This window comes from Acinetobacter sp. RF15B, assembly GCF_007558235.1.
GTDB classification, from domain to species: Bacteria; Pseudomonadota; Gammaproteobacteria; order Pseudomonadales; family Moraxellaceae; genus Acinetobacter; species Acinetobacter lwoffii_C.
In genome coordinates this window covers 37,889-62,150 of record NZ_VLSR01000006.1, presented here as the reverse complement: position 1 = coordinate 62,150, position 24,262 = coordinate 37,889, and the positions used below count along the sequence as shown (strand labels likewise).

24 protein-coding genes are annotated in these 24,262 nt (G+C 43.2%); 12 read left to right on the top strand and 12 right to left on the bottom strand.

From position 1 onward, the window contains the following. Window positions 1-259: 259 nt before the first annotated feature. On the top strand, window positions 260-1,249 hold the full coding sequence (locus tag E2K74_RS06350) for a diaminopimelate dehydrogenase (protein WP_151206780.1): 990 nt from the start codon (window positions 260-262) through the stop codon (window positions 1,247-1,249). Window positions 1,250-1,525: 276 nt separating this feature from the next. Here E2K74_RS06350 and E2K74_RS06345 read toward each other — a convergent pair whose 3' ends face one another. From E2K74_RS06345 to glnA, 6 genes are all read right to left on the bottom strand, one after another. Continuing rightward, a complete protein-coding gene (locus tag E2K74_RS06345; RefSeq protein ID WP_151203851.1) occupies window positions 1,526-1,771 on the bottom strand; it encodes a hypothetical protein in 246 nt (81 codons plus the stop codon). A gap of 98 nt (window positions 1,772-1,869) precedes the next feature. Continuing rightward, entirely contained in the window at window positions 1,870-3,117 is a 1,248-nt protein-coding gene (locus E2K74_RS06340; RefSeq protein ID WP_151206779.1) for a lipase family protein, read from the bottom strand. A 109-nt stretch (window positions 3,118-3,226) separates the two neighbouring features. Beyond that, window positions 3,227-4,105: a 4-hydroxybenzoate octaprenyltransferase gene (ubiA, locus tag E2K74_RS06335; protein WP_151206778.1), complete on the bottom strand. Its 879-nt coding sequence runs from the start codon at window positions 4,103-4,105 to the stop codon at window positions 3,227-3,229. Window positions 4,106-4,113: 8 nt separating this feature from the next. Continuing rightward, a complete protein-coding gene (locus E2K74_RS06330; protein WP_151203871.1) occupies window positions 4,114-4,593 on the bottom strand; it encodes a chorismate--pyruvate lyase family protein in 480 nt (159 codons plus the stop codon). Window positions 4,594-4,670: 77 nt separating this feature from the next. Then, the gene (locus tag E2K74_RS06325; RefSeq protein ID WP_151206777.1) at window positions 4,671-4,946 is read right to left on the bottom strand and encodes a hypothetical protein; all 276 of its coding nucleotides are present in this window, start codon (window positions 4,944-4,946) and stop codon (window positions 4,671-4,673) included. An 88-nt stretch (window positions 4,947-5,034) separates the two neighbouring features. Then, window positions 5,035-6,450: a type I glutamate--ammonia ligase gene (glnA, locus tag E2K74_RS06320; protein WP_171480655.1), complete on the bottom strand. Its 1,416-nt coding sequence runs from the start codon at window positions 6,448-6,450 to the stop codon at window positions 5,035-5,037. A gap of 1,085 nt (window positions 6,451-7,535) precedes the next feature. Here glnA and E2K74_RS06315 point away from each other — a divergent pair. The 7 genes from E2K74_RS06315 (at window position 7,536) to E2K74_RS06285 (ending at window position 12,934) form a co-directional block, all read left to right on the top strand. Continuing rightward, window positions 7,536-8,120, top strand: coding sequence for an anthranilate synthase component II (locus tag E2K74_RS06315; protein WP_151206775.1), 585 nt, complete (start codon window positions 7,536-7,538; stop codon window positions 8,118-8,120). Between the two features lie 17 nt (window positions 8,121-8,137). Then, window positions 8,138-9,184 (top strand): anthranilate phosphoribosyltransferase, encoded by a 1,047-nt coding sequence (gene trpD, locus E2K74_RS06310; protein ID WP_151203856.1) that lies wholly within the window; start codon window positions 8,138-8,140, stop codon window positions 9,182-9,184. 20 nt (window positions 9,185-9,204) lie between these two features. Next, a complete protein-coding gene (gene trpC / locus E2K74_RS06305) occupies window positions 9,205-10,011 on the top strand; it encodes an indole-3-glycerol phosphate synthase TrpC (protein WP_151203857.1) in 807 nt (268 codons plus the stop codon). Between the two features lie 405 nt (window positions 10,012-10,416). Next, window positions 10,417-11,100 (top strand): Smr/MutS family protein, encoded by a 684-nt coding sequence (locus E2K74_RS06300; RefSeq protein WP_151203858.1) that lies wholly within the window; start codon window positions 10,417-10,419, stop codon window positions 11,098-11,100. Window positions 11,101-11,194: 94 nt separating this feature from the next. Beyond that, window positions 11,195-11,743 (top strand): GTP cyclohydrolase I FolE, encoded by a 549-nt coding sequence (gene folE, locus E2K74_RS06295; protein WP_171478796.1) that lies wholly within the window; start codon window positions 11,195-11,197, stop codon window positions 11,741-11,743. Window positions 11,744-11,800: 57 nt separating this feature from the next. Next, window positions 11,801-12,157, top strand: a complete 357-nt coding sequence (locus E2K74_RS06290; protein WP_151206774.1) for a cupin domain-containing protein — start codon at window positions 11,801-11,803, stop codon at window positions 12,155-12,157. A gap of 222 nt (window positions 12,158-12,379) precedes the next feature. After that, entirely contained in the window at window positions 12,380-12,934 is a 555-nt protein-coding gene (locus E2K74_RS06285) for a DUF4385 domain-containing protein (protein ID WP_151206773.1), read from the top strand. Window positions 12,935-12,953: 19 nt separating this feature from the next. On the opposite strand, the gene E2K74_RS06280 is transcribed toward E2K74_RS06285, so the two are convergent. The 5 genes from E2K74_RS06280 to hemE form a co-directional block, all read right to left on the bottom strand. After that, a complete protein-coding gene (locus E2K74_RS06280; RefSeq protein ID WP_151206772.1) occupies window positions 12,954-14,354 on the bottom strand; it encodes a diguanylate cyclase in 1,401 nt (466 codons plus the stop codon). Window positions 14,355-14,558: 204 nt separating this feature from the next. Continuing rightward, on the bottom strand, window positions 14,559-16,445 hold the full coding sequence (locus E2K74_RS06275) for a DUF4105 domain-containing protein (protein ID WP_151206771.1): 1,887 nt from the start codon (window positions 16,443-16,445) through the stop codon (window positions 14,559-14,561). 65 nt (window positions 16,446-16,510) lie between these two features. Beyond that, window positions 16,511-16,981 (bottom strand): DUF3015 family protein, encoded by a 471-nt coding sequence (locus E2K74_RS06270; protein WP_151206770.1) that lies wholly within the window; start codon window positions 16,979-16,981, stop codon window positions 16,511-16,513. A gap of 148 nt (window positions 16,982-17,129) precedes the next feature. Then, the gene (locus E2K74_RS06265) at window positions 17,130-17,936 is read right to left on the bottom strand and encodes a DUF817 family protein (RefSeq protein ID WP_151206769.1); all 807 of its coding nucleotides are present in this window, start codon (window positions 17,934-17,936) and stop codon (window positions 17,130-17,132) included. A gap of 10 nt (window positions 17,937-17,946) precedes the next feature. Then, window positions 17,947-19,017 carry a uroporphyrinogen decarboxylase gene (gene hemE, locus E2K74_RS06260; protein WP_151206767.1) on the bottom strand — a complete coding sequence of 357 codons (1,071 nt, stop codon included), beginning with the start codon at window positions 19,015-19,017 and terminating at the stop codon, window positions 17,947-17,949. A gap of 204 nt (window positions 19,018-19,221) precedes the next feature. Here hemE and E2K74_RS06255 point away from each other — a divergent pair, with 204 nt between their 5' ends. After that, window positions 19,222-20,475, top strand: coding sequence for a L,D-transpeptidase family protein (locus E2K74_RS06255; RefSeq protein WP_151206765.1), 1,254 nt, complete (start codon window positions 19,222-19,224; stop codon window positions 20,473-20,475). A 76-nt stretch (window positions 20,476-20,551) separates the two neighbouring features. On the opposite strand, the gene E2K74_RS06250 is transcribed toward E2K74_RS06255, so the two are convergent. Then, on the bottom strand, window positions 20,552-21,049 hold the full coding sequence (locus E2K74_RS06250) for a hypothetical protein (protein WP_151206764.1): 498 nt from the start codon (window positions 21,047-21,049) through the stop codon (window positions 20,552-20,554). A gap of 126 nt (window positions 21,050-21,175) precedes the next feature. On the opposite strand from E2K74_RS06250, the gene E2K74_RS06245 reads away from it, so the two are divergent. The 3 genes from E2K74_RS06245 (at window position 21,176) to purT (ending at window position 24,248) form a co-directional block, all read left to right on the top strand. Continuing rightward, window positions 21,176-21,904, top strand: a complete 729-nt coding sequence (locus E2K74_RS06245) for an AzlC family ABC transporter permease (RefSeq protein ID WP_171478799.1) — start codon at window positions 21,176-21,178, stop codon at window positions 21,902-21,904. Then, the gene (ygaH, locus tag E2K74_RS06240) at window positions 21,901-22,248 is read left to right on the top strand and encodes an L-valine transporter subunit YgaH (RefSeq protein WP_151203869.1); all 348 of its coding nucleotides are present in this window, start codon (window positions 21,901-21,903) and stop codon (window positions 22,246-22,248) included. The genes E2K74_RS06245 and ygaH overlap by 4 nt, the downstream gene beginning before the upstream one ends. A gap of 785 nt (window positions 22,249-23,033) precedes the next feature. After that, window positions 23,034-24,248 (top strand): formate-dependent phosphoribosylglycinamide formyltransferase, encoded by a 1,215-nt coding sequence (purT, locus tag E2K74_RS06235; RefSeq protein ID WP_171480657.1) that lies wholly within the window; start codon window positions 23,034-23,036, stop codon window positions 24,246-24,248. The last annotated feature ends 14 nt before the right edge of the window (window positions 24,249-24,262 follow it).

Genomic DNA, 24,262 nt, shown 5'->3' with positions numbered 1-24,262 from the left:
AAGGATTCGATTTTGAATCTTTTGGCTGCTTGCCTGCCCCAACACAACTTATCATTTTCCTGATTAATCGCCCTACTTTTAAAAAGTTGCCTTTTAAACTTTTCTTTGTATATTTTTAGGGTGATAAAATTTAACTTATCGTTTTATAATCTCTTAGAAAATAACATATAAGTAAGATGCAATGAGCCAGCTATTGCATTTCCGGTCATGATCATCTTACTTATTTTAATACTCCTTCTTATTCAGTGATCGTCCATTTATGCAAAACTCTATTCGTATTGGTATCGCAGGTTACGGTAATCTTGGCCGTGGTGTTGAAACTGCAATTCACAAAAATCCTGATATGCAACTTGTGGGTATTTTCACTCGCCGCGCACCTAGCAGTGTTACTCCCTGCTTTGCAGAAACTCAGGTTTATAGCATGGATGCATTATTAAATGATTTTAGCGATAAAATTGATGTGCTTATTCTTTGTGGCGGCTCTAAAGATGACCTACCGCAACAAGGCCCGATTTTTGCAAGTAAATTCAATATCGTAGATAGCTTTGATACCCATGCACGCATTCCGGAATACTATGCAGCAGTAGATGGGCCTGCAACTGCCAATAATAAAACAGCCCTGATCTCTATTGGTTGGGATCCAGGCATGTTTTCAATTAATCGTTTATTTGGTGAAGCTTTATTGCCAGATGGTGAAACCTATACATTCTGGGGTAAAGGCTTAAGTCAGGGCCACTCCGATGCAGTCCGCCGTGTACCAGGCGTGAAAGCCGGTGTTCAATATACCATTCCATCTAGCGATGCAATTGAACAGGTACGCAGTGGCGCTCGCCCTAACTTAAGCACTAAAGATAAGCATCATCGTGAATGTTATGTGGTATTAGAACAAGGTGCTGATGCTGTAACAGTTGAACAGGCTATTGTGACAATGCCGGATTACTTCGCCGACTATAATACGACTGTGAATTTTATCAGTGAGGAAACCTTACTGAAAGATCACCAGCGTATGCCACATGGCGGTTTTGTTATCCGTAGCGGCAATACCAGTGATGAGCAGGCTCAAGTCATTGAGTTTTCTTTGAAACTGAATAGTAATCCTGAATTTACTGCAAGCGTTTTAGTGGCATATGCCCGTGCCTGCTACCGCCTGAATCAAACTCAGCAGTATGGTGCCAAAACAGCATTCGATGTAGCACCTGGATTGCTTTCAATCAAAACACCTGAGCAATTACGTAAAGAACTGCTCTAAGGCCATTTAAATATAACCACTGATCAGGTGATCAGTGGTTATATCCTGTCTATTTAAGCAGAATGCTGTGATGCAACATTAAATATTTATAATGAGATCAGACAATACTCGTATGCGGATGGCATGAGCCTTCAACATTTGAAACAAGAAAAAGAAATCTCGTCCCGGATGCTCTGCGCCTGATAGCCAACTATGCAGCTGTTCAGTATAGACCTATAAAGTATCAAACCATCACCCCACTATTGAAGATCATAAGAACAACTAGTAAGGAGAAGCCTATTGGGTTTCAGAAGCAGCTTGACTCGCCTGAGCTTGCGGCTCTACCTTTAATTTCTCGGCGGCCTCTCGTGCTTCAATACGCGCGATCATCTCAGCTTGCTGCTGCTTATATTTTTCCTGATTTTTCGCATCACTGTTGACGGCCAAAAATGCCATGGTAATTAAAAAAATCGGGATACATAAAGCCAGTGTTCCAAGAATCACCAGCTTTTTAATACTGCGCTGTTGTGGCTGTTGCGACATAAACCGACCTGCTTTTCTCTATCATTCATTGCGCTGCCCAATATAACAAAATAAAGCAATTGCTCAAGCTATAAAAAGGAGCCGAAGCTCCTTTGGTATTAAGGACTGACACCAGCCGGCATATGCGTTTCAATAAACGATACCAGCAGATCATTACTTTTTACAATAGCTTCGGTATGCGTTGCATTTGACACAGGTACAAAAGTGACAGCGGTACCCATATTTGCCAAGTTTTTCTGTAAAGCATCAGTGATTATATAAGGCACTGCCGTATCTGCCGTTCCCTGGATAATCATGACTGGCACATTGATTTTTTCAGTTGCAGGCTGGTTTTCAAGCAGGAACTTTTTGACTGAAGAATTATCCTGAAAGTTCGCAACCAATCCTGGATAATCAATAACAGTTTTCCCCGGATTAGTATTCAGGTAAAGATTAATATCATTAATATATTCAGTAATTAGAGGCTGTAGACATAATCCATTTTCCCCCGTCGTCCCTTCGGCTTTTTCAGCAACAATGCCAGCTCGTTCCGAAAAAATATTGCGATAGTTAAAAGCTGGTTCATAGGCCTTAATCCCGACGCCCACATAGGCTGCATAAGCCAGCAACTCAGCATAGACCGCTTTGGCCCTCTCATCTTGCCCAGCATCCACCATAGCTTTTAAAGCTTGTGGTGCTATTTCACCAATAATACGTCCTAAGCTTGATGCCGGAGCTGCTGCAACTGCTGCCTTATAATTTGAATCACGATCCGCAAACTCTGCTGTTGCCAGAGAGGCATGCCCTCCCTGAGATTGCCCGACAGATACCCAAGCCCCATTAAATCTACTGCCCTGCTGCTGTTTAAATGCTTTTACTGCATAAATTGCTGATTGAGCAGCACTATCCAGATTCAAATAAGGATGGATTCCCTGGGTGCCCAAACCCTCATAATCTGGTGCCACAATGACATATCCTTGTGTAAGCAGGCTACGTGCAAGCACTTTAAAGTTAGAGTTGAGCAGGTTATTCGTTGGCGCACATGAATCACCACTACCTACCGTACCATGTTCCCAGACAACGACACGCCAGCCATCTTTTGGCTGTGGTGTATTCGGATACAGAACCATCGCCGTAGCCTCAACCCGCTCACCACGTACATTTGGCATGTTATAGCGCATGACCTGAATATTGGATGCTTCCGCAAGTATATCTGCACTATAGGCTTTCTGACCCAAGAATACTTTTTCCTGGGGCTGAAATGAACTGTTATCATCATCGTTATGACACGCCGTCAGGAATAATGTCATTGAACACATCACTGCCAGACAGGTCTTTTTAAAACCGTTTTTCATTATCTTATTCATATGGTAATCCCTTATTGTTCTTTATAATTCTCATGCAAGAGCTTTGAATAAAACATAAAAAAAAGCATCCTTATAGGATGCTTTTGTAAGTCTGCAATCACCAGTTTTTTTACCAGAGTGCCAGAAAAATTCCGGTGAATATTATCAAACCTACCCAACGATTATGACGAAATGCCCAGAAACACCAGTGCGGCTCTTTCTCTTTGGTTTTAGTCCATTGATAGATAAAATCTGCAATCACCACCAGTAAAGCAATCAGGCCAAATGGCACCAACAGGTGTTCTATATATAGTGCACTACCTATGAGCACAACACTCACAGCCTGTAGCGCAGAAATCATTGTAATATCGTATTTCCCAAAAAGAATAGCGGTCGATTTTACCCCGATTTTTAAATCGTATTCACGGTCAGTAATTGCATATTGAGTGTCATAAGCCACAGTCCAGGCCAGATTACCAAAATACAGCAGCCAGCAACTCCAATCGAGCGGCTTGCCCATTGCTGTGAATGACATGGGAATTCCCCATGAAAATGCCATGCCCAGCACGACTTGCGGCAAATGCGTATATCGCTTCATAAAGGGGTAAATAAACGCAAGCGCCAGACCAGCAAGCGCGCAATAGAATGTCGCTATGGGCAGAAAAAACAAGGTGCAGGCGCTGGCAGCGACCAGAGCCAAAAATACCCAAACCGCTTCACGTGCTGAAATAACTCCGGTTGCCAGCGGCCGGTTTTTGGTGCGGTCTACATGAGCATCCACTTTTCGGTCGGCAAAATCGTTGATCGCACAACCCGCAGCTCGCATAAAAATAGTGCCTAAAATCATGGCAATTAAGATGGTTAAATCAGGAATACCTTCCGCAGCAATCCATAACGCCCACATGGTTGGCCAGAATACCAGTTCTGTACCAATCGGCTTATCAAAACGACAGAGATAATAATAAGCCTCAAAACGCTGACGCCATGTGGTCGTTTGCAAAGTTGCCATGTTTATCCTTAACGATGTTGTAATGAAGTCTGATGTTGTAAAAACTGCTCAAAACTGGGCAAAAAAGTCTCTTGCACAATAAATTTACAACCGTGCCAAGTATAGCAGCTCTGCCTGGTCCAGCCATCTTCAAGCCATAACACACGGCGCTCACACTGAGGATTGGTACGTTGAAATAAAAACCAGCCAATCGGCTTTTTACCAATATGCTGAAAAATCCGCGCCCGTTTTTGCAAACTTAAAATAGGAAAAATACTTTTTGCTTTCACCCAAGGCTGAGCTTCACAGCCATATAAATGGCTTTCCCGTACCCATGAGGTATGCTGATGTGGCATTCCCATCCACCGTGCATCACTGAAGCTTAAGCGCTGAAAATGCTCTTTGACTGGCTGAACATTGAATTTTCCATTCGCTAAATCTGTCAGCTGCTGCGTTAAAGACCCTGAAGCATACAGCCATGATTTCAATTCAGCAGAGATTTGCTGCATAAGTTTACCTGTACACTCAACCTGCAAGATATTTGACTGCTTAATATGCATCTTGCACTTTATTCCATAACCAATGTTTAGCCATTGTCTGTTTTGGCAATAATTTCAAACTGACCATTTGCCTTTTTCAGCAAGATAAAACCCTCAGCACTTAAATAAAAACTTTGCGGATAATCATAATCCAATGCCAGCTCAGGGTTTTTCAATGCAATAAATTGCGCCTGTTTATAGCCTTCGGGACTACGTCCAACTTCAATATAAGTTACTTCTGAAAAATTGAGTTTGAAACCTTTTGCATGATCGTTCGGATCATTCCAGGGGAAAAATCCTGTGTGCTTTTTACGTTGCGCCATATTATCTACTAATTGTAAATCTCTAAACAGATGATACAAAAAAACCCGCGCAAGGCGGGCATTTTTTACAGTGAAATTCTATAAAGAATTAAAGACTGTAGTACATATCGAATTCAACCGGGTGAGTTGTGGTATTTAAACGGCGAACTTCTTCCGTTTTAATTTCGATATAGGCATCAAGCATATCTTTAGAGAACACGCCACCTTTTAACAGGTAGTCATGGTCAGCTTCGAGTGCCTCCAGTGCCATTTCCAGACTATGAGCCACTGTAGGGATTTTTGCTTCTTCTTCAGGAGGAAGATCATACAAGTTTTTATCAGCAGCTTCACCTGGGTGGATCTTATTTTGGATACCGTCCAGACCTGCCATCAACAAAGCAGCAAAACCCAGGTACGGGTTCATCATTGGATCAGGGAAGCGCGCTTCAATACGTTTGCCTTTCGGGCTAGATACGTATGGAATACGGATTGATGCAGAACGGTTACGCGCTGAATAAGCCAGCATAATTGGTGCTTCAAAATGTGGTACTAAACGCTTGTACGAGTTAGTAGAAGGGTTAGTGATCGCATTTAATGAACGCGCATGTTTGATGATACCGCCAATGAAATACAGGGCCATTTCTGAAAGGCCTGCATATTCATCACCTGCAAACAGGTTCTTGCCATCTTTAGAGATCGACATGTGAACATGCATACCAGAACCGTTATCGCCAACCATCGGTTTAGGCATAAAGGTTGCAGTTTTCGCGTATTGATGGGCAACGTTCCAAACCGCATATTTGAACTGTTGAACTTCATCAGCTTTACGCACCATAGTATTAAAGCTCACCCCAATTTCTAATTGGCAAGATGCAACTTCGTGGTGATGTACTTCTACACGGCCTGGCCCCATAATATCTTCAATTTTTGCACACATATCTGCGCGCATATCTTGTGAAGAATCTACAGGAGGAACCGGGAAATAACCGCCTTTAACACGTGGACGGTGACCAGAGTTACCGGCTTCATAATCGTTACCGGTTGACCATGCAGCTTCTTCAGCGATCAATGTATGGCGTGCGCCAGACATGTCGATTTCCCATTTCACTTCGTCAAATACGAAGAATTCTGGTTCTGGGCCAAAGAATGCTGTATCACCAATACCTGTCGACTTTAAATACTCTTCTGCACGGCGAGCGATAGAGCGTGGATCACGGTCATAACCCTGACCAGTCGATGGTTCAATGACATCACAAGTTACAACAACTGTTGGCTCTGCGAAGAACGGATCTAAGAAGCAAGTCTCTGCATCTGGACGTAAAATCATGTCGGATGCTTCAATGCCTTTCCATCCAGCGATTGACGAACCGTCAAACATTTTCCCGTCTTCAAACGTATCTTCATCAATACTGTCTGATGGGTAAGTGACATGCTGTTCTTTACCCTTGGTATCAGTAAAGCGAAAATCGACCCATTTTGCGCCACTTTCTTGTATGAGTTGAAGGACCTTGTTCGCCATGCTCATTTTGCTCCGATGGTTTTTGTTGCACTCGCAAAGTGCGTGTTAGTAGTTGGCATTCATTAATGCAATTATCGTACCAACTCTTAAAAGCATAGTTAAAATTCTGAATTCTTTATAAGAAAACATCTTAAGCTAAAAATACTTTGCGCCTATTATACTGGGAGTGAAAGGAAATGCACTATATTCAGGCACGCTGGATATATTTTATTGGTACTTATTTTCTAACGCACTTAAATAGTGCGCATGACCTTTTTTAAAGATAAAAATATAATTCTTAAACATATTTCTATAAATTTAGTAAATTTTAGCTTAAAGATTGCTCAATTCTAGCAAATAGCCATAAAGCCATAACAATTCAGCAACATAAAAGACAAGTTCACCGACTGCTCTCTTTTCTGTTTTATATGATTTTTTGCAAAATCCGTACAATTATTCTGCTTTTCTTAGAGTATTGACAACCATTTAAGTGATGCTTTTTAGATCAAGTTGTGGATAGGCTGTTTTATCGTTTTTTATTTTTATCCCCTCGTTTTTTTCATTTTTCACCACCTTTCTATCTAAAAGTAAGCTTATAACTTTAATATAGTCAATTACTCATCATCAGTTTATGTGCAACCTAAAATAATAAGATTCTGGTACATCATTGCTGGAGCATCGCAAAACCCAAGCAGTACGGTTTGCCAAAAATACTATTTCTCAAAAGCAGATCGTTCATCATAAAAAATTCCAGGAGTAGAAGTATCCTTAGCATGCTTACATCAAGCCTACTTTTATCATTTTACAGCTATGCCTGAATTAGAGTAACGCTTTGAATTTGGTTACCATCACATTGCGGGCTGATAAAAAGAAAATGATTGTGAATCAATCACAGCCTCTAAAAAAACAAAGCATAAGAAATAAATAACACCCAAATAATTGGACGAATGAAATCATCACAAGACATTCAAAAACTGCTAAAGTAGCCGCTTGATAGTGCAGCTGTCTTAATGCCTGCAAAATCAATCACTTTATACAAAGTGAGTAACATTGTGGTTAACAAACTCCCATAGTGTTATAAAATATATAAACTTCAAGAGGTTATGCTCAAAATGCTTCTCATGATCGACAACTATGACTCTTTTACTTATAACATCGTCCAGTATTTTGGCGAACTGCAACAGGAAGTAAAAGTAGTCCGTAATGATGCCGTGACTTTGGAGAATATTGAGCGATGGCGACCGAAGTATTTGGTCATTGGTCCTGGTCCCTGCTCTCCAAGTGAAGCGGGTATCTCTATTCCGGCTATTCAGCACTTTGGCGGGAAAATCCCTTTACTCGGCGTCTGCCTGGGTCATCAAAGTATTGGACAGGCCTTTGGCGGTGAGATTGTTCGCGCCAAACGCGTGATGCATGGACGTTTGTCTGATATGTATCACAGCGATACCGGGATTTTCAGTCACCTGCCTTCTCCCTTTTCGGCAACCCGTTATCACTCCTTGGTGATCGATCAAGCGACGTTACCGGACTGTCTGGAAGTGACTTGCTGGACCAATGAAACAGATGGTTCGATGGAAGAAATTATGGGAATTAAACATAAGACATTGCCGATCGAAGGCGTGCAGTTTCACCCGGAATCCATCCTGAGCCAGCATGGTCATCAGATCTTTAAAAACTTTCTTGAAATTTATGCATAATGGGCGAAGCACAATAAATGAACATTCAACAAGCATTAAGTAATATTACAAAAAATATTCATCTGACTCAGGAACAAATGGAAGATGTGATGCGTAGCATCATGTCGGGCGAAACTACCGATGCACAGATTGGTGCCCTACTCATGGGTTTACGCCTGAAAGGTGAAAGTATTGATGAAATCACCGCCGCAGCACGGGTCATGCGTGAACTTGCAACTAAAATTGAAGTCAGCGACATACCGCATCTGGTCGATATTGTCGGTACAGGTGGCGATGGACAGAACCTGTTTAATGTCTCTACCGCCTCGGCCTTTGTGATTGCGGCGGCAGGCGCAACTATTGCCAAACATGGGAACCGTGGAGTTTCAAGTAAATCTGGTTCTTCTGATTTGCTGGAACAGGCCGGTATCCATCTTGACCTGAACATGCAGCAGACTGAGCGCTGCATCCGTGACATTGGTATCGGCTTCCTGTTTGCACCCAATCATCATAAGGCCATGAAATATGCGATTGGTCCACGTAAAGAGCTGGGTATTCGCAGTATTTTTAACTTACTTGGCCCGCTTACGAATCCGGCCGGAGTAAAGCGTCTGGTGATTGGTGTATTTTCTAATGAATTATGCCGCCCAATTGCAGAGGTCATGAAACAGCTCGGGGCAGAACATGTGATGGTGGTGCATTCACGTGATGGTTTAGATGAAATCAGTCTGGCTTCTGCGACCCATGTGGCCGAGCTTAAAAATGGTGAAGTGAGTGAATGGGAAATTACGCCTGAACTCGTGGATATTGAATCCCAGACATTAACCGGGTTAATTGTGGAAGATTCTGCAACAAGTCTGGCGCTGATTAAAGATGCTCTCGGCAAGAAAAAATCCGAGATTGGTTATAAGGCCGCCAATATGATTGCTCTGAATGCAGGTGCCGGAATCTATGTATCTGGTTTAACCACCAGCTATAAGCAAGGTGTGGCGCTGGCGCATGATATTATTTATGGCGGTCAGGCACTTGAGAAAATGAGTGTACTTTCTGAATTTACAAAAACCATCAAGCAATATGAAGTTTAAACAGGTCAGGAGTTTTTATCATGGTTGATATCGCCAATACAATTTTAGGTAAAATTATTGACCGCAAGAAAGAAGAATTTGCACTACGTTTAAAGCAGCACAGCTACAAAGACCTGGAAGAGCTGGCACAGGCAGCGACGCCAGTGCGTAGTTTTACCCAATCGCTCCTGTCTAAACGTCCCGGGGTGATTGCTGAAATCAAGAAAGCCTCACCTTCAAAAGGGATTATCCGGGAAAATTTTAATCCGGCAGAGATTGCACAGCAGTATGAAGAAGCTGGTGCAGCCTGTTTATCGGTACTGACCGATGAGGATTTTTTCCACGGTGCAGATGCAAATATTCAGATCGCACGTTCACATTCTAGCCTGCCTGCCCTGCGTAAAGACTTCCTGATCGACCCGTATGGGGTCATCGAGGCACGTGCCCTGCATGCTGACTGTATTTTGCTGATCGTGGCATCTTTATCAGACCAGCAATTAGAGGAAATGTCCAAGACTGCATTTGAACATAATCTTGATGTGCTGGTCGAAGTACATGATGAGGAAGAGCTGGGACGTGCCTTAAAACTTTCTGACCGCTGTCTGCTTGGTGTGAATAACCGTAATTTAAAAACCTTTGAGGTGGACTTAAACACCTCAATTCGGCTGAAAAAATTACTTGATCCGTCACGCTTACTGGTCACTGAAAGCGGTATCGCTACACCTGCTGACGTCAGCATGATGCAGGAACAGGATATTCATGCCTTTCTGGTCGGTGAAAGCTTTATGAAACAGCCGCGTCCTGACCATGCTTTCTATGAGTTATTTGGTGAGCCAGAAACTGTTTAAGAATTAACAAGCTTTTAAAAAACCCGATTTCAGAATCGGGTTTTTAATTTTTCACTCAAGCTTTACTATGGCCTAAGTATCAATAGCAGCTCTAAGCGCTTAAGTAAAAAAGACCGTTTGAGAATACAATAAGCGCATATGGGCCAGCTGCTGCTTTCATCCTCTCCACATAAATAGCTCTTCTGATAAGTTCTCCTGATTATATTTTGTCTACTCAATCCCCCTGATAGAGACTTAAATCACACTTATTTATCCTCATAACTACGTGAAGATCTTATGATTTCCCTGTAACTCTCCGGCCTTGAATTTTTCTATATGCAGCTATAAATGCAAGTCAGTTCTCTTTTATGCAATTCAGGACTATAATTTAGTTAAATTTTGCATTTCTCTCCTGTTTTTTTCATTATGAGCAAACACGATTCTTCACTTTCCAAAGACCAGTTCAATTTGCTGAAACAGTTTAAAAAACAAATCAGCAATCCACACCCACAGGTGGCTCCTGTTACGCCTGTTGAAAAGACACCTGAACAAGCGCAGGAGGATGATCTTGAGCTGTTTCGCAAGCAGATGCAGGGAGTGCAAAAAATAACTCAGGGCAATATTGCCAAAATAGAGAAAATGCCAAAAAAGAAAGTGGATGCCCAGACGCTGGCCAAGCGTGCAGCTGCCGAAGGTCCAATGGAAACGGATCAGGCTGCCTTATCCGATACTCAGGCGATGCTCAATCCTGTTGGAAGTCAGGCAAACTTAAGTTACCGTATTGCAACTTTACAGCACAAAGTCTTTGAAGATTTAAAAGCCGGCAATTTACGCTGGTTTGAAGCCGTTGACCTGCATGGCTGTACTGTCGAGGAAGCCCGTCAGGCTGTACTACAAATCATTCAGATGGCCAAAGACGAAAACCAGAATGTGATCAAAATTGTTCATGGCAAAGGTCCTGAAGCAATTTTAAAAACCTATGTCAACGGCTGGTTACGTCAACATCGTGATGTTCTGGCCTTTGTCAGTGCACCGGAAAGACAGGGAGGCACTGGTGCCGTGCTGGTTCTGCTAAAACGCGCAGAAAAAAATCCAAAGTTTAAACATTAATCGGATTCCACCCTAAAATAAGGCATTGTAATAGTTTTCTGCTACAATGCCCTCCTTGTTTCATTCTCAGTTTAAGTGAATATGTCATATGACTATGCAGCAATCCTACGCAAACATTCTTACTGCCGTTGGTGAAGATTTAAATCGCCCTGGCCTCAAAGATACGCCCATGCGTGCTGCGAAAGCCTTTTCGTATTTAACCTCAGGTTATAGCCAAGTTCTTGAAGAAGTCACCAACAGCGCGGTGTTTCCTTCGGATAACCGTGAAATGGTTTTGGTAAAAAATATCGAGTTCTATTCACTCTGTGAACATCATTTATTGCCATTCTATGGTCGTGTACATATTGCCTATCTGCCTGAAGGTCATGTGCTCGGCTTGTCCAAATTTGCCCGTATTACCGAAATGTTTGCGCGTCGCCTGCAAATTCAGGAAAACCTGACCCAGCAAATTGCCGAGGCTGTCGCAGAAGTGACCAAAGCGCGCGGTGTTGCGGTCATGATCGATTCTGCACATATGTGTATGATGATGCGTGGTGTAGGCAAACAGGAATCAACGACACGTACGGTTTCTTTTATCGGAGATTTTAAAACCAATAAAGAAGAACGTCGTGAATTTTTAAGTGCCGTGCCAGAAAGTTATTAATCCCTCAAAGCCTCAACGCATGTCGAGGCTTTTTTATCCGGATAAGGTTATCAGAAAATGTCAATTTGGATTGCAGGTCAGGGTTTAAGTCAAGCTGAGGCCAGTGTCGATTATCCAAGGCCAGAGCGTCTGGTTCAGGGAAATCCAAAACGTCTGACCTATAGCGCTTATGAGCATCCACATATGGACTGCGGAATCTGGAATTGTGAAGTAGGGGCATGGAATATTCAATTTTCTGAAAATAAACAGGAATTTTTTCAGGTGATTAAAGGTGTAGTCCGTATACATGATACCCAGAACCAGTCATTTATTGAGGTAAAAGCGGGCGAAGCCGGTATCATTCCCCCTGCATTTACCGGCACATTTGAAGTCGTCGAAGCGGTTAAAAAGTATTATGTGGTGGTTGAATACTAAATATCTTTCACACAATAAGAAATTTTAAACTGTTTGATTCAGCCCCCGACTCCTTAATACTGAAATCATTTCAGTATTAGTCCATTCAAAATAACCATAAGAATCAGCTACATTTGCTTTATTTTAAATTGATAATACATTTCCTGTCATAATGTCCTACTGATTTTTTACTGCTCTCATTGCAACATATATAGCACTTCTATTTGCTGGAGTAGTAAAGGCATGAGCAAGAAACCGTTAGACCCACCTAAACGTACTTCACGTGTATATTCATCTAGCTTTGATTATTCTCTCGATTTTAAAAAGATCGATTTTCGTAAGCGTCCGGATTTATACCGGATTGGTCGTGGAGAACAAGGGGTCTTGTTGGTCGAACCTTATAAATCGGAAATTCTGCCGTACTGGCGCTTTGCCGATGCAGAAAAAGCTCAGCTTAGCAGCGCAAAAATTTATGCTCTATTCTTAGAATATTTACAGCAGAATGATTTTGTAGGCGCAGATATGGCACGCAAGTTTTTGCAGATGGGTTATACCCGTGCCCGGCGCTATGCCAATCATAAAAGCGGTAAAAAGTATGCAGGCCCTGTACCTGAAGATAAAAAAGGGTTAAGCGGTTCACATGGCCGGGATGAACTCCCACGAAGTCCAGAAGACCCCGTCAAAGCAGCGGCAGCAAAAATATTTAAGCAAAAGTGGGATGAAGCTAAAGCTCATCCCGATTATATTCAGCTAAAACAAAAGTTTCTGGCTTTTATCCAGCAGCAGCCCTCAGATTAAAACATACGCTCTCCAGCATTTAAGCCCTTCTTTGCTGTTTAATCTGTCCACAAGATGGAGGCTTAGCCATATAAACCAGATTTCGGCCAGTATTTTTTGCCATATACAATGCAGCATCAGCTGCATCCAGGAATTTCTGATAATCAGGATGACCATCAAATAAGACACAGCCGATACTGACCGTCAGTTTAAAGCACTGTCCCTGTCCGTCATTGATCAGGCTATTTTCCACATATTGACGAATACTCTCTGCAATATGGCGCGTACGTTTCTCATCGGCATCTACTAGCAGCAGTAAAAATTCTTCGCCACCGAGACGAAAAGCATAATCACTGCCCTGACTATACCTCTGCAAGGCTTCAGCAATAAATTTCAGCGCAACATCCCCCGCTGTGTGACCGAACTTGTCATTAATATTTTTAAAAAAGTCGGCATCAATTGCCAATAGGGACAAAGGCGTCTGGTTTTGCCGCGAGTAGCTGATTTCGCGAGAAATAATCGTATTTAAATAACGGCGATTGAGCAGCTGAGTCAAGGAATCATTCCCGGCTTCAATATAATCAGCCACCTGAAACAATTGGTCTACCAGATGCTGGATTTCACGGTTAATATCACGGATGTGTTGAATCAACCCCAGCATGTTAGTGTTTTCTGTACATTCCCCTACAGCTTTATTCACTTCATCAACCTGATAAATCCGCTTGATGACCAGATCGACCTGATCTGACTCCGCAAAAGCATAGGCTGCCTTATGAATAAACCAAAGTCCAAATTCAGACTTGGACAACATCGGATGTCTGAATGGGCCAGTGCCTGAAAACACCTTGAACATCAAATCATTTTCCCAGTCCAGCAAGGCACTGCGCTGCTTGTCTTTTTGTACTGCAACATCCTGCATCGCAGAAAATACACGATAGCTATGCTTGACTTCCTGATTCGCTACTGTTTTGGCCTCATAGGAGCGGCACATAATTTCTGTAGCAAATCCCATGACTTCTATAATATAACTACAGGTGGTAAAAGCATGGGCAGATGGGTTTAAACCCAATAATTGAAAGACCATATACTGGATTTCACGCACACCGCGCATAATGAGCCAGGCAGGAATACCAATACGCGCATGGACATGGCCGACCATCGCCTGTCTTTGTACCGCTTGCATATAATCCTTATTTACCGGAACACTAAAACTTTCCGATAACCATTGGATTAAGGTCGTATGCAAGCGCTGCTGGACCAGTTTATCTGTTAAAAATTGTGCAGATTCTTTTTCGAGCAGCATATTTTTATAAAACTCATCCACCAGAACAACCGAATGCTCCTGAACAAACTGTAAGGCTTGTAATAAAGCATCAGATGAATAATTTTGACATATCTGTTCCCACTGCTCAGCCAGCATTGCCATATTTTCATTATTCATAGGATGGAGTTCCTGATATTTGCAATTTTCAATGACATTATTTAATAAATACAATACAATTTATACATTATAGTATGAATATTATCACTATTATTTAAATAATAGTGATCAAGTTAACAAAATAACCAAACCTCCCCTATAATAATACCGCCTATATTTTAAGCTCAGGTCAAAAGTTAGAATAGCCAACTCAATTTTTATTCTCTAGAAATAACGGATCAGGCTCAGACTCCACTGTTCCCAATCTTGATGGTTTTGTCGCTGATATTCCCAGGCCCCCCGAATTGCATATTGTAGGGTCCAGGTATACTGAAATTGGGTCTTCAATTTCAGCTGCCATTGATGTGAATCTTCCCAATATGGCAATTCTACTTGTATCAGACTATTGAGCTGCTCATTCCAGACATTCTGACAGCCGATGGTCGGACCAGCTCCTACACGCCAACCTTGATCCAGGGCTTTGCCTGCCTGTAAATGATTTTGTAGCTGTGTATAACATAGATGTTCACGTGTTGCATTGGCCCAGCTATAACCGGCCTGCACGTTTAAGTTAGCGACCCCATGCTGGCTTTCACGACTAAAATGGCCCGCTGAATTCAGAGCTTCTTGTTGCCAGCCCAAGTTAAATCCCCAGGATAAGGGTGTTTTAAAAGCATGAATCGGGTTATAGGAATTGACGGTTAATAGATCCAGATGCTTCAGCTTCAACCGATCCTGGCGATATTGCAGAGCACCATCCAAAAACAGCAGTTGGGTTCCGGTACGCAATCCTCCTTGTGGATCAATCAGGTCATGATAAGCTTGACGATGACCGATCTCGACAAAGGTCTGGCCTTGAACCTCACCAGCTTTAAAAGAAAGATGACGTGCATCATGCGCTTGCACAGGATTGGTCTTGGGTACGGCGACATTCAGGCGTTGCTTCTCAAGGGCCAACTGGCTTCGTTGCACCAGAATCTGCCTTAAACGTGGCTGCGCCACTTGAGGATCAATTTTTCGGGCGAGAAAATGCAGATACAAGTCGTCATAGGCCATTTCCAGAATCTTGGCCTGGTTTTCAGCTGAGTAAGATTCGAGTATCTGACCATGTTCCCACGGTTCAGACATGGCAATTTGATGGGCTACTTTTGCCAGCTTGTGACCATGCTGTCTGGCCTGTGCCAGTAACTGGGTTTCCAGAGCAGGACGATATACCACGTCTTTGATCAGCTGTTCATCATCCAAGGCTTTAATAGTCTCAAGCGGAATGGAGACTGCCTTAAACTGCTGCTGCAAATTGGCGTGTGGGCGTACCAGATCAATTAAGCCTAATAAACGGTAAGCACAATTGTCCTGAATAAAATAATAGGGAAATTGTACATGTTTCATTTCCCAAATATGCTGGACCAGAAATCTGGTTTCTTCCGCACTTAAAGCCAGTTCATATTCCCAAAGGTCGCGACTTTCGAAATCCCCATATTCTTTAACTTTACGATAATACGGCATCAGGGAATATTCACCTGGATACTGCCCGGTTAAACCTTTCCAGGCATAAGACCAGCTTTGCTCACCTTCGATGGTGGCCGCATAGTTCACCGCATAAGACACCAGATTTAGCTGTTGCTGATCTTTAGGGTCCAAACGCAGCAAAGTATGTCCGAACATTGAGCTGGGATTGCCCATAAAGTCGGTGGCATAAATCAGCGTCGCTTTATACGGTTTAATTTCGGTCAGCCACTGATTCAACTCAGGACAAGCCACCTCTGGTAAAGCAGCATGAGGTATCGTTAAGCTTTCAATGAGAAACTGGCTCCGCGCCGGGAAACGGCAACGAATAGATTGATCAGGTTCAGCCGTTTGAAACAGTGCCTGAATATTACTGGCCAATTCCAGTTCCAGATTTTGGGCACCCTGTTCATGATAGAAATAGCCTGAATAGCTCACTTCGCTATGCTGTTTGGCATCAGCGTACATTAAACGTTGCCAAGTGATATCTTGAGCCAGCTTATTAATTTGAGCCTGTTGAATAAATGGATCTGCCGGACTGGCAAAGGATGGACAACTTAGTGTAGACAGTGCAGCAAGGATTATAAGGGCAACGCAAGATTTCATATTAGAACAGGAAATTTATTTTTAGATAGAAAAAAACCCTGTCAAGCGACAGGGTTTTTGACATATTAAACGTAAGCTTTTAATACGTCGTCATTTGCCATGACAGTTTGCAGAGAAGATAATACTTCTAGTGAAGTTTCATTTTCAGTTGCATAGATTGAAGCAAAGTTTTGCTTAGAAATAGCGAAGAAGCGTGCTTTATCTTCAGTTTTGATATTTAGCAATTCAGCCAATACGTTTAAGCTTTCGCCCTGACCAACCGCCATATCACGCGCGAGTGATTCAGCATTTTCATTGGTAAATGTCACCACTTGGGCGGTTACTGTACCGGTACCGCTACAACCCAAAGTACCAAAAGTGATACCGAATAACTGGTTAGCAAAAATACCGTTGGTCGTTGCTGCCAAAATTTTAGGCACTTTACCAGACTGACCTGCCCAGACTTGACTTCCAATACCACAACCTGCATCACGGTCAGCAAATGCTGCAGTTGAACCCACTGCAAGTACTGCAGCTAAAGCTAGTTTTTTCAACATGATTACTTCTCCAAAAAGTTTATCTAAGTGTTTTTAATTATTCACAATTAGGTAATTTTTATTACACCGTGGCTAGAATAACGTCAACGGTGCTTAAAGGCAAAACATTTTGTTTCAAGTTCGACAGGTTGCTTTCTCAGCAACCGGCTCAATCTTGTTCTTTTAAATGCCAGGCTCCATCGAGCTGACGTTGCCCGAGAATTTTCAATACCAGCACCAGACTGAGCAGCAGCAGCAAGTACCATGAACCGAGTTTCCCCCAGCCCACCATATGCCATTGTTCAATCTGACTCGGATAAAGCCAGATCTGATAAAAGGTACTGATATTTTCAGCGAGCCAAATGATAAATGCCAATAGCAGCAGCACGGGCAACATCGGCAACTGAAAAGCATGTCGATTCAATTGAAAACGGATTTTGGTTTTCCAGAAAATCACCACACTCCAGGCAAATAAAATCATCCGGTAATCCGGAATAAAAAATTTGCTCATAAAGTTGATATAGGACAGAACCGCCAGCGCCAGCATATTAGCAAAGCTCGGTAATCTCTCAAATGACACCTGATAAAGACGTAAGGAACGCGCAAAGAAGCTTCCGACAGCCGAATACATAAATCCGGCAAATAAAGGCACAGTCAGAATTTTAAAAATGGCGGGTTGCGGGTAATGCCACGAGCCAATCGCTGGATGGGTCAGGAAAATTTCCATCACCATGGCCATCAGGTGAAATAACGCAATAACTTTCGCTTCTGCCCAAGACTCCAGCTTGGTATATAGCAGAACCACCTGAATTATCAGGGCAAAAAACAAGAGATAGTCGTAACGATAGAAACCATACAACAGTTCGCTTCCCATGGAAGCTGTCAGGGCAAAGGCGAGCAACAGTAGAATCCCAAATAAGGCAGCCGAAGCTGCCTTATAAGTAAATTCAAACCCTGATTTTATAAAATCAATCAAGGCTTACATCCTACAGGTACTTGGCACTATACTCATGTACGGTATCAACAAAGGCTGTCGGGTTGGCAGGATCAACCCACTGGGTAATACCATGCCCCAAGTTAGCGATATAACCTGTTTTTTCGCCATTGGCATAGGCATCATCCAGCATCAGCTTGGTGGCTTTCACAATCGACTCATGGGATCCATACAAAGTTGCCGGATCAAGGTTACCTTGTAGCGCGGCACGGCCCGCAACGGTTTGGCGCGCTACATTCAGTGGCGTCGTCCAGTCCAGACCAAAAGCATCTGCACCAGTAGCAACCATTGGCTCCAGCCACTGTCCGCCACCTTTGGTGAACAGGATGACCGGAATCTTGCGACCATCTTTCTCACGCTGCAAGCCAGCCACAATTTTCTGCATATAATTCAGTGAAAACTCAATATATTCACGGTGCGCCAACGCCCCGCCCCAGCTGTCAAAAATCTGTACGGCCTGGGCACCTGCGTCAATCTGGGCATTCAGATATTCGATCACTGCATCAGCCAGACGCTCTAACAAGGCATGCATGACTTCAGGCTGGGCATACATCATGTTTTTGGTAAAGCGGAAATCTTTGCTCGAACCACCTTCAACCATATAAGTGGCCAACGTCCATGGACTGCCAGAGAAACCGATTAACGGCACCTGCCCCCCCAAGGCCGAACGGATGGTAGATACCGCCTTCATGACATAGTCCAGGTCAGACTTGGCATTAAATGCAGGTAAATTTGCTACATCCTGCTCGGTGCGGACTGTCTTATGAAACTTTGGACCTTCACCCGCTTCAAAATACAATCCCAAACCCAAAGCATCGGGTACGGTCAAGATGTCTGAAAACAGGATCGCAGCATCCAGATCATAGCGGCGTAAAGGCTGTAAGGTGACCTCACACGCCAACTCAGTATTTTTACAAAGAGAAAGGAAGTCTCCCGCCTGGGCACGGGTTTCACGATATTCTGGTAAATAACGGCCTGCTTGACGCATCATCCACACAGGTGTGGTGTCTACAGGTTCACGTAATAATGCGCGCAGAAAACGATCATTTTTTAAGGTCGTCATTCACTTTCCTATCTATACTTGAAGATGAAACCCATCATAACAAAAAGCCCGCATTTTGAATAACTTCTCATAACTTTAAAAACCGATCATGAGAAATGGTAAGGGATAGATTTACACAAAAGAACTACTGCATCTACACATTTTTTCTGTAATACTTACAGTGTTTTTTCACATAGTTAAAGAAGTAAATTAAGGTTGAGTTACATGTTCGTTCGCACAATGCTCGCTGTGAGTCTAGGTTGCATTTTCGCAGGTACTGTTTTCGCTGCGTCTACTGCTGAACAACCATTGAACCCGCAAATGGCCACTGATGTTTCAGTGCAAGACCCTATTGATCCTCTGGCACTTGAGTCCTCGGCGGCACAAGCTCCTGCAACCCGCCAGACGACCACTGCCCCAACAGAAGAAGCTCAAATTACAGCACAAGAAAAAAAAGAGCTGGATCAAGCATCTGCAGCTTTAAATACCTTGCAGAATACTGAAGACCAAAATGCCGATAGCGGCGTTGCACCTGCAGCCGCCAGTAAAACTGCCAGTTCGGCAGCAACTAAAGCGTCGTGGACCCTAGAGGGTCTCAATAACGCCACCTGGTATGAAAATATTGGTGCGGGTCAGTTCCCGGTATATGCACGTGCGCATGTCATGTTGAATAATGCTCATGCTTCACCAGGTGCAATTGATGGAACCAGCGGTAAAAATACCCTGAAAGCTATCGCGTCTTTTCAGCAAATGAACGGCATTAAGCCTACAGGTGTACTGACCAAAGAAACCTGGGATAAACTGATTGAACGTCAAGGTTCCAAGCCTGCTTTTGTTGAATACACTATCACTGAAAAAGATCTGGCGGGTCCTTTTGTCAAGTCTATTCCTTCCAATTACGCTGAACAGGCAAAAATGAAAGGCTTGTATTACACCAGCTCGCTAGAAATGCTTAGTGAAAAGTTCCATATGGATCAAAACTTCATGCAGAAGTTAAACCCGAATGCGAACTTTAATAAAGTCGGCCAAAAAATTCTGGTAACAAATGTACGTAATGAACTTCCAGAAGGTATTCATTTGATTGTGGCGCATAAAGGTGCAAAACAGCTGTACTTATTTAACAGTAAAAATCAAATGATTGGTTCATTCCCGGCCAGTATCGGGAACACCAGCACCCCTTCACCAACGGGTACTTACAAAATTACTGGTGTTGCGCCGAACCCTTGGTATAGCTACTCACCGTCAAACTTTATTCAGGGTAAAAACTTAAAGCCACTGTCTTTACCACCAGGTCCAAACGGTCCGGTAGGGAATATCTGGATTGGCTTGAATAAAAAATCATTTGGTATTCACGGTACACCGAATCCTTCTCTGATTTCCAAATCTTATTCACACGGTTGTATCCGTCTAACCAACTGGGATGCCAATGACCTGGGTAAAAAAGTAAAGTCTGGTGTGACTGTTAAGTTCCTTGAATAATCTTTGAATATTCAAACAAAAAGCCAGTCGTGAAGACTGGCTTTTTGTTTGAGAATCTAAATTGATAATTGGTTTTTTATTGCATCTCGGCAATTGCGGTACCCTTTTGCTTAGGGTCGGTATTTCCTAAGGCCGGATTGGCAATTGCATTTTCACACTGCTTTTTGTCCCGCTCATAATCCGCCTGCTTTTGAGCCACACTACTCCCATTTTCCAGGGTAGTGCGTGCCCAGATTTCCAGACTGGTTAAGGCCTTACGGCATAATGCGTATTTACCTTCAGTTACCGAGTCAGTCATTTTGACATTAATCCGCCAGTCGGTGCTGAGCTTACGGGCAGGTTCACGTACCTGTTTTTCCAGTTGATCCAGCTGTCTGTTATACACCAGAGGGTCGACTTCATTGATCAGTTTCCAGGCCGCATTGGCATAGGTCGTAGCATCATTTGTCAGCTTTGGTGCAGGTTTAATCTGAGCTTGTTCAGGCGACTGGTGGTCATTTCCACAAGCTTGCAGCAACAATACACTGCTTATTAAAGAAACAGTCAGCAGTGCACGTGTCTTAAACATCAGCATATCAGGCTCGCCTTTTTAAAAAATTCGGCACTATGCTAGTAAATTCGCGTACAATACACAATCTTCATTTGACCTCTTGTTCAACTCTCCTGCAGGTGTTTCGTGACAGAGCACAATCCATCCGCAATGCAGCCTGCCGGATTCTGGCAAGGTGCAAAAGACAGCCAGGCGATTATCTTCACCTATCTGCCGGTGTCGTTTGCTTTCGGTGTTTCAGCGACTCAATTCGGCTTTACGGCCTGGGAAGCCCTGTTCCTGTCCTGTTCGATGTATGCTGGTGCCAGTCAGTTTCTGGTGGTTGCGTTACTCGGCAGTGGTACTTCCATCTGGATGACGGCGCTGACTGTCATTGCTTTAGACATTCGTCACTTGTTGTATGGCCCTGCCCTGCAAAACCTGATTCAGGATCGTCTGAACCTGAAAAAAACAGCTGTCTGGTCTTGGGGTCTGACCGATGAAGTCTTTGCTTCTGGCATGATCAAACTATCACAGCGGCGTCAGGAATGGTCTGAATCCTGGATGCTTGGCCTCAGTCTGTTCAGCTGGCTATCATGGGCATTGGGTTCTTTTCTGGGTGGTTTATTTGCCGATCAGGTCAGTAATTTACCGCAATTTTTGCAAGCAGCACTGGACTTCTTGCTCCCTGCCTTATTCCTGAGTTTTCTGCTGGCAGCCTTTGAGAAGAAACATAGCTTTGTCGTGGCAGTTACCATTATTGTCTCGGCGGTTGCCTGCTATCTTATTGACCTGTCCGCAGCCATTTTTATCGGTATCAGTTCCGGTATTTTTGCTGGCCTGTTCAAGCATTATGTTTTACAGAGACCTGATCCTGAACATGCAGGAGACCCTCGATGAATCTCGAAATTATTCTGGTCGGAATTCTGGTGGGGATTGCCAACTTTGCTTCCCGCTTTGGACCATTTTTTGTTATTCAAAAATTTCAGCAAGGCTCACAAAAACGTGGTGCCTTATGGTTAAAAATTGCCTTGGGTTCCATTGGAATTGCTGCAATTAGTTCGATGCTGGTCGTTGCAACCTTGCCCCCCCTTTTAGAAACGCCCAATAAAAGTTTTGCCATGCTGATAGGCTTCATGGTGCTGAGTGGTCTGTATTTTAAATTTAAGAAAATTGTCATGGCGACCTTGATTGCCGCTTTAACCTACGGTCTGGTTTATACCTATGTTCCGGTGTCTTTTTAAGTTTTTATTCAATAATCCAAGCACATAAAGCCTTATCCTATTAATAGCATAAGGCTTTATAAGTCAGAAGAAAAACAAGAAAATCATTGTGCAGAGCATGAAAAGTCTTTATTCATCTTAAACAGGATGACGTTCTACCTATTTTCAAAACAAATTCCCGAGCAGTTACTTTGAGTGTATCATCAATACACAAAATTTTAATGGTCATTTCACTGAAGTTCATTACCATGCTGCCGATCTGATTCCTATCATTTATCTTCAAAAACATGATCAAAATAAAATCATTATCATGTTGAATCAAATTCAGCTGGTTCTACACTTATATCCTAAAAATAATTATTAGTCTTTGGAGTCTGCTTTCCTCCATTCTTCCCACTATACATTCAAAATACTCTGACTTTTTCTTGCTGATGAAAGGAAATTTCACTCAATTGCTTAATGATGCAATGTTTTTTACAGGTGTCGAAAGCGGCTTAGCTCTCCTCTTTATCGCTCTACCACTAGGCCGTTTGTATTATTTTCGGCGCATGCAGACTTTAAAAACGTGTACTGCTTGGTCTTCTGCCCAATCAAATCCTATAAGTGGAAAAACACATCCTCAAAGCTGTATTTATCCCCTGCAAAATTTCCCCAACAGCCAACCGAAACCTGCGCCCACATCAACATAATAAAATGATCAGAACCTTATGAATAAAGCTGCTGGGCAATATCATAATTTTATGTGAATCAAGGGTTATCTGAACACGCAGTTCTGCTATGCTAAAAGCCCATAAAATCAAGCATGGATAATACACATGAACGTGACGATTGGTACTCCACTACAGGCTTCAGCGTATAAAGTTCTTTTACTGGGTTCAGGAGAACTCGGCAAGGAAGTGGTTATTTCACTCCAACGTTTGGGTGTTGAAGTCCATGCGGCTGACCGTTATGCGGACGCGCCTGCCATGCAGGTGGCCCACTATTCCCATACGCTCAATATGGCAAATGCCACAGAACTCAGACAGTTGATTCAGCAAGTTCAGCCTCATCTGATTGTTCCGGAAATTGAAGCGATTGCCACCGAAGTTCTGCTAGAGATTGAAGAACAGAAAATTGCAACGGTGATTCCTTCTGCTAAAGCGGTGAATCTGACCATGAACCGTGAAGGTATTCGCCGTCTGGCCGCCGAAGAACTGGGCTTGCCGACCTCGGCTTATCGTTTTGCAGATACCCTAGAATCGTTCCGTGCTGCCTGTGATGACATTGGTTATCCAAACTTTGTGAAACCGGTGATGTCCTCTTCAGGCAAAGGTCAGTCCCGCGTAAAAAGCTTTGCAGAAGTAGATGCTGCCTGGGACCATGCACAGACTGGGGGCCGGATCAATCATGGTAAAGTGATTGTTGAGTCGCAGATTGATTTTGATTTTGAAATTACCTTGCTGACAGTACGTGCAAAAAACCCGCAAACCGGTGTAATCGAAACATCCTATTGTGATCCAATCGGGCACCGTCAGGATTCAGGCGATTATGTGGAAAGCTGGCAACCTCAGCCGATGACCCCGGCTGCGCTGGAAGAGTCGCAACGCATTGCCCATAAAGTCACAACAGCACTCGGTGGCTGCGGGATTTTCGGTGTGGAACTCTTTATTAAAGGTGACAAAGTATGGTTTAGTGAAGTTTCACCGCGCCCGCATGATACCGGTCTGGTCACCTTAGCTTCACAATTCCAGAGCGAGTTTGAACTGCATGCCCGTGCGATTCTTGGCCTGCCTGTCAACACCGAACGTCATAGCATTGCAGCCAGTGCCGTGATTTATGCAGGTGTAGATGACCATAATCTTTCATTTTCTGGCTTAAATCTTGCTTTAGCAAATCCGAATACGGATGTGCGCCTGTTCGGCAAGCCTGAGGGCTTTAAGCGCCGTCGTATGGGTGTGGCGACTGCACGCGCAGAAACCATTGACCAGGCACGCGAACTGGCCCAGCAGACTGCCGACCAAATTAGCGTTCATCAAAATTAAGCTGAAATACTAAC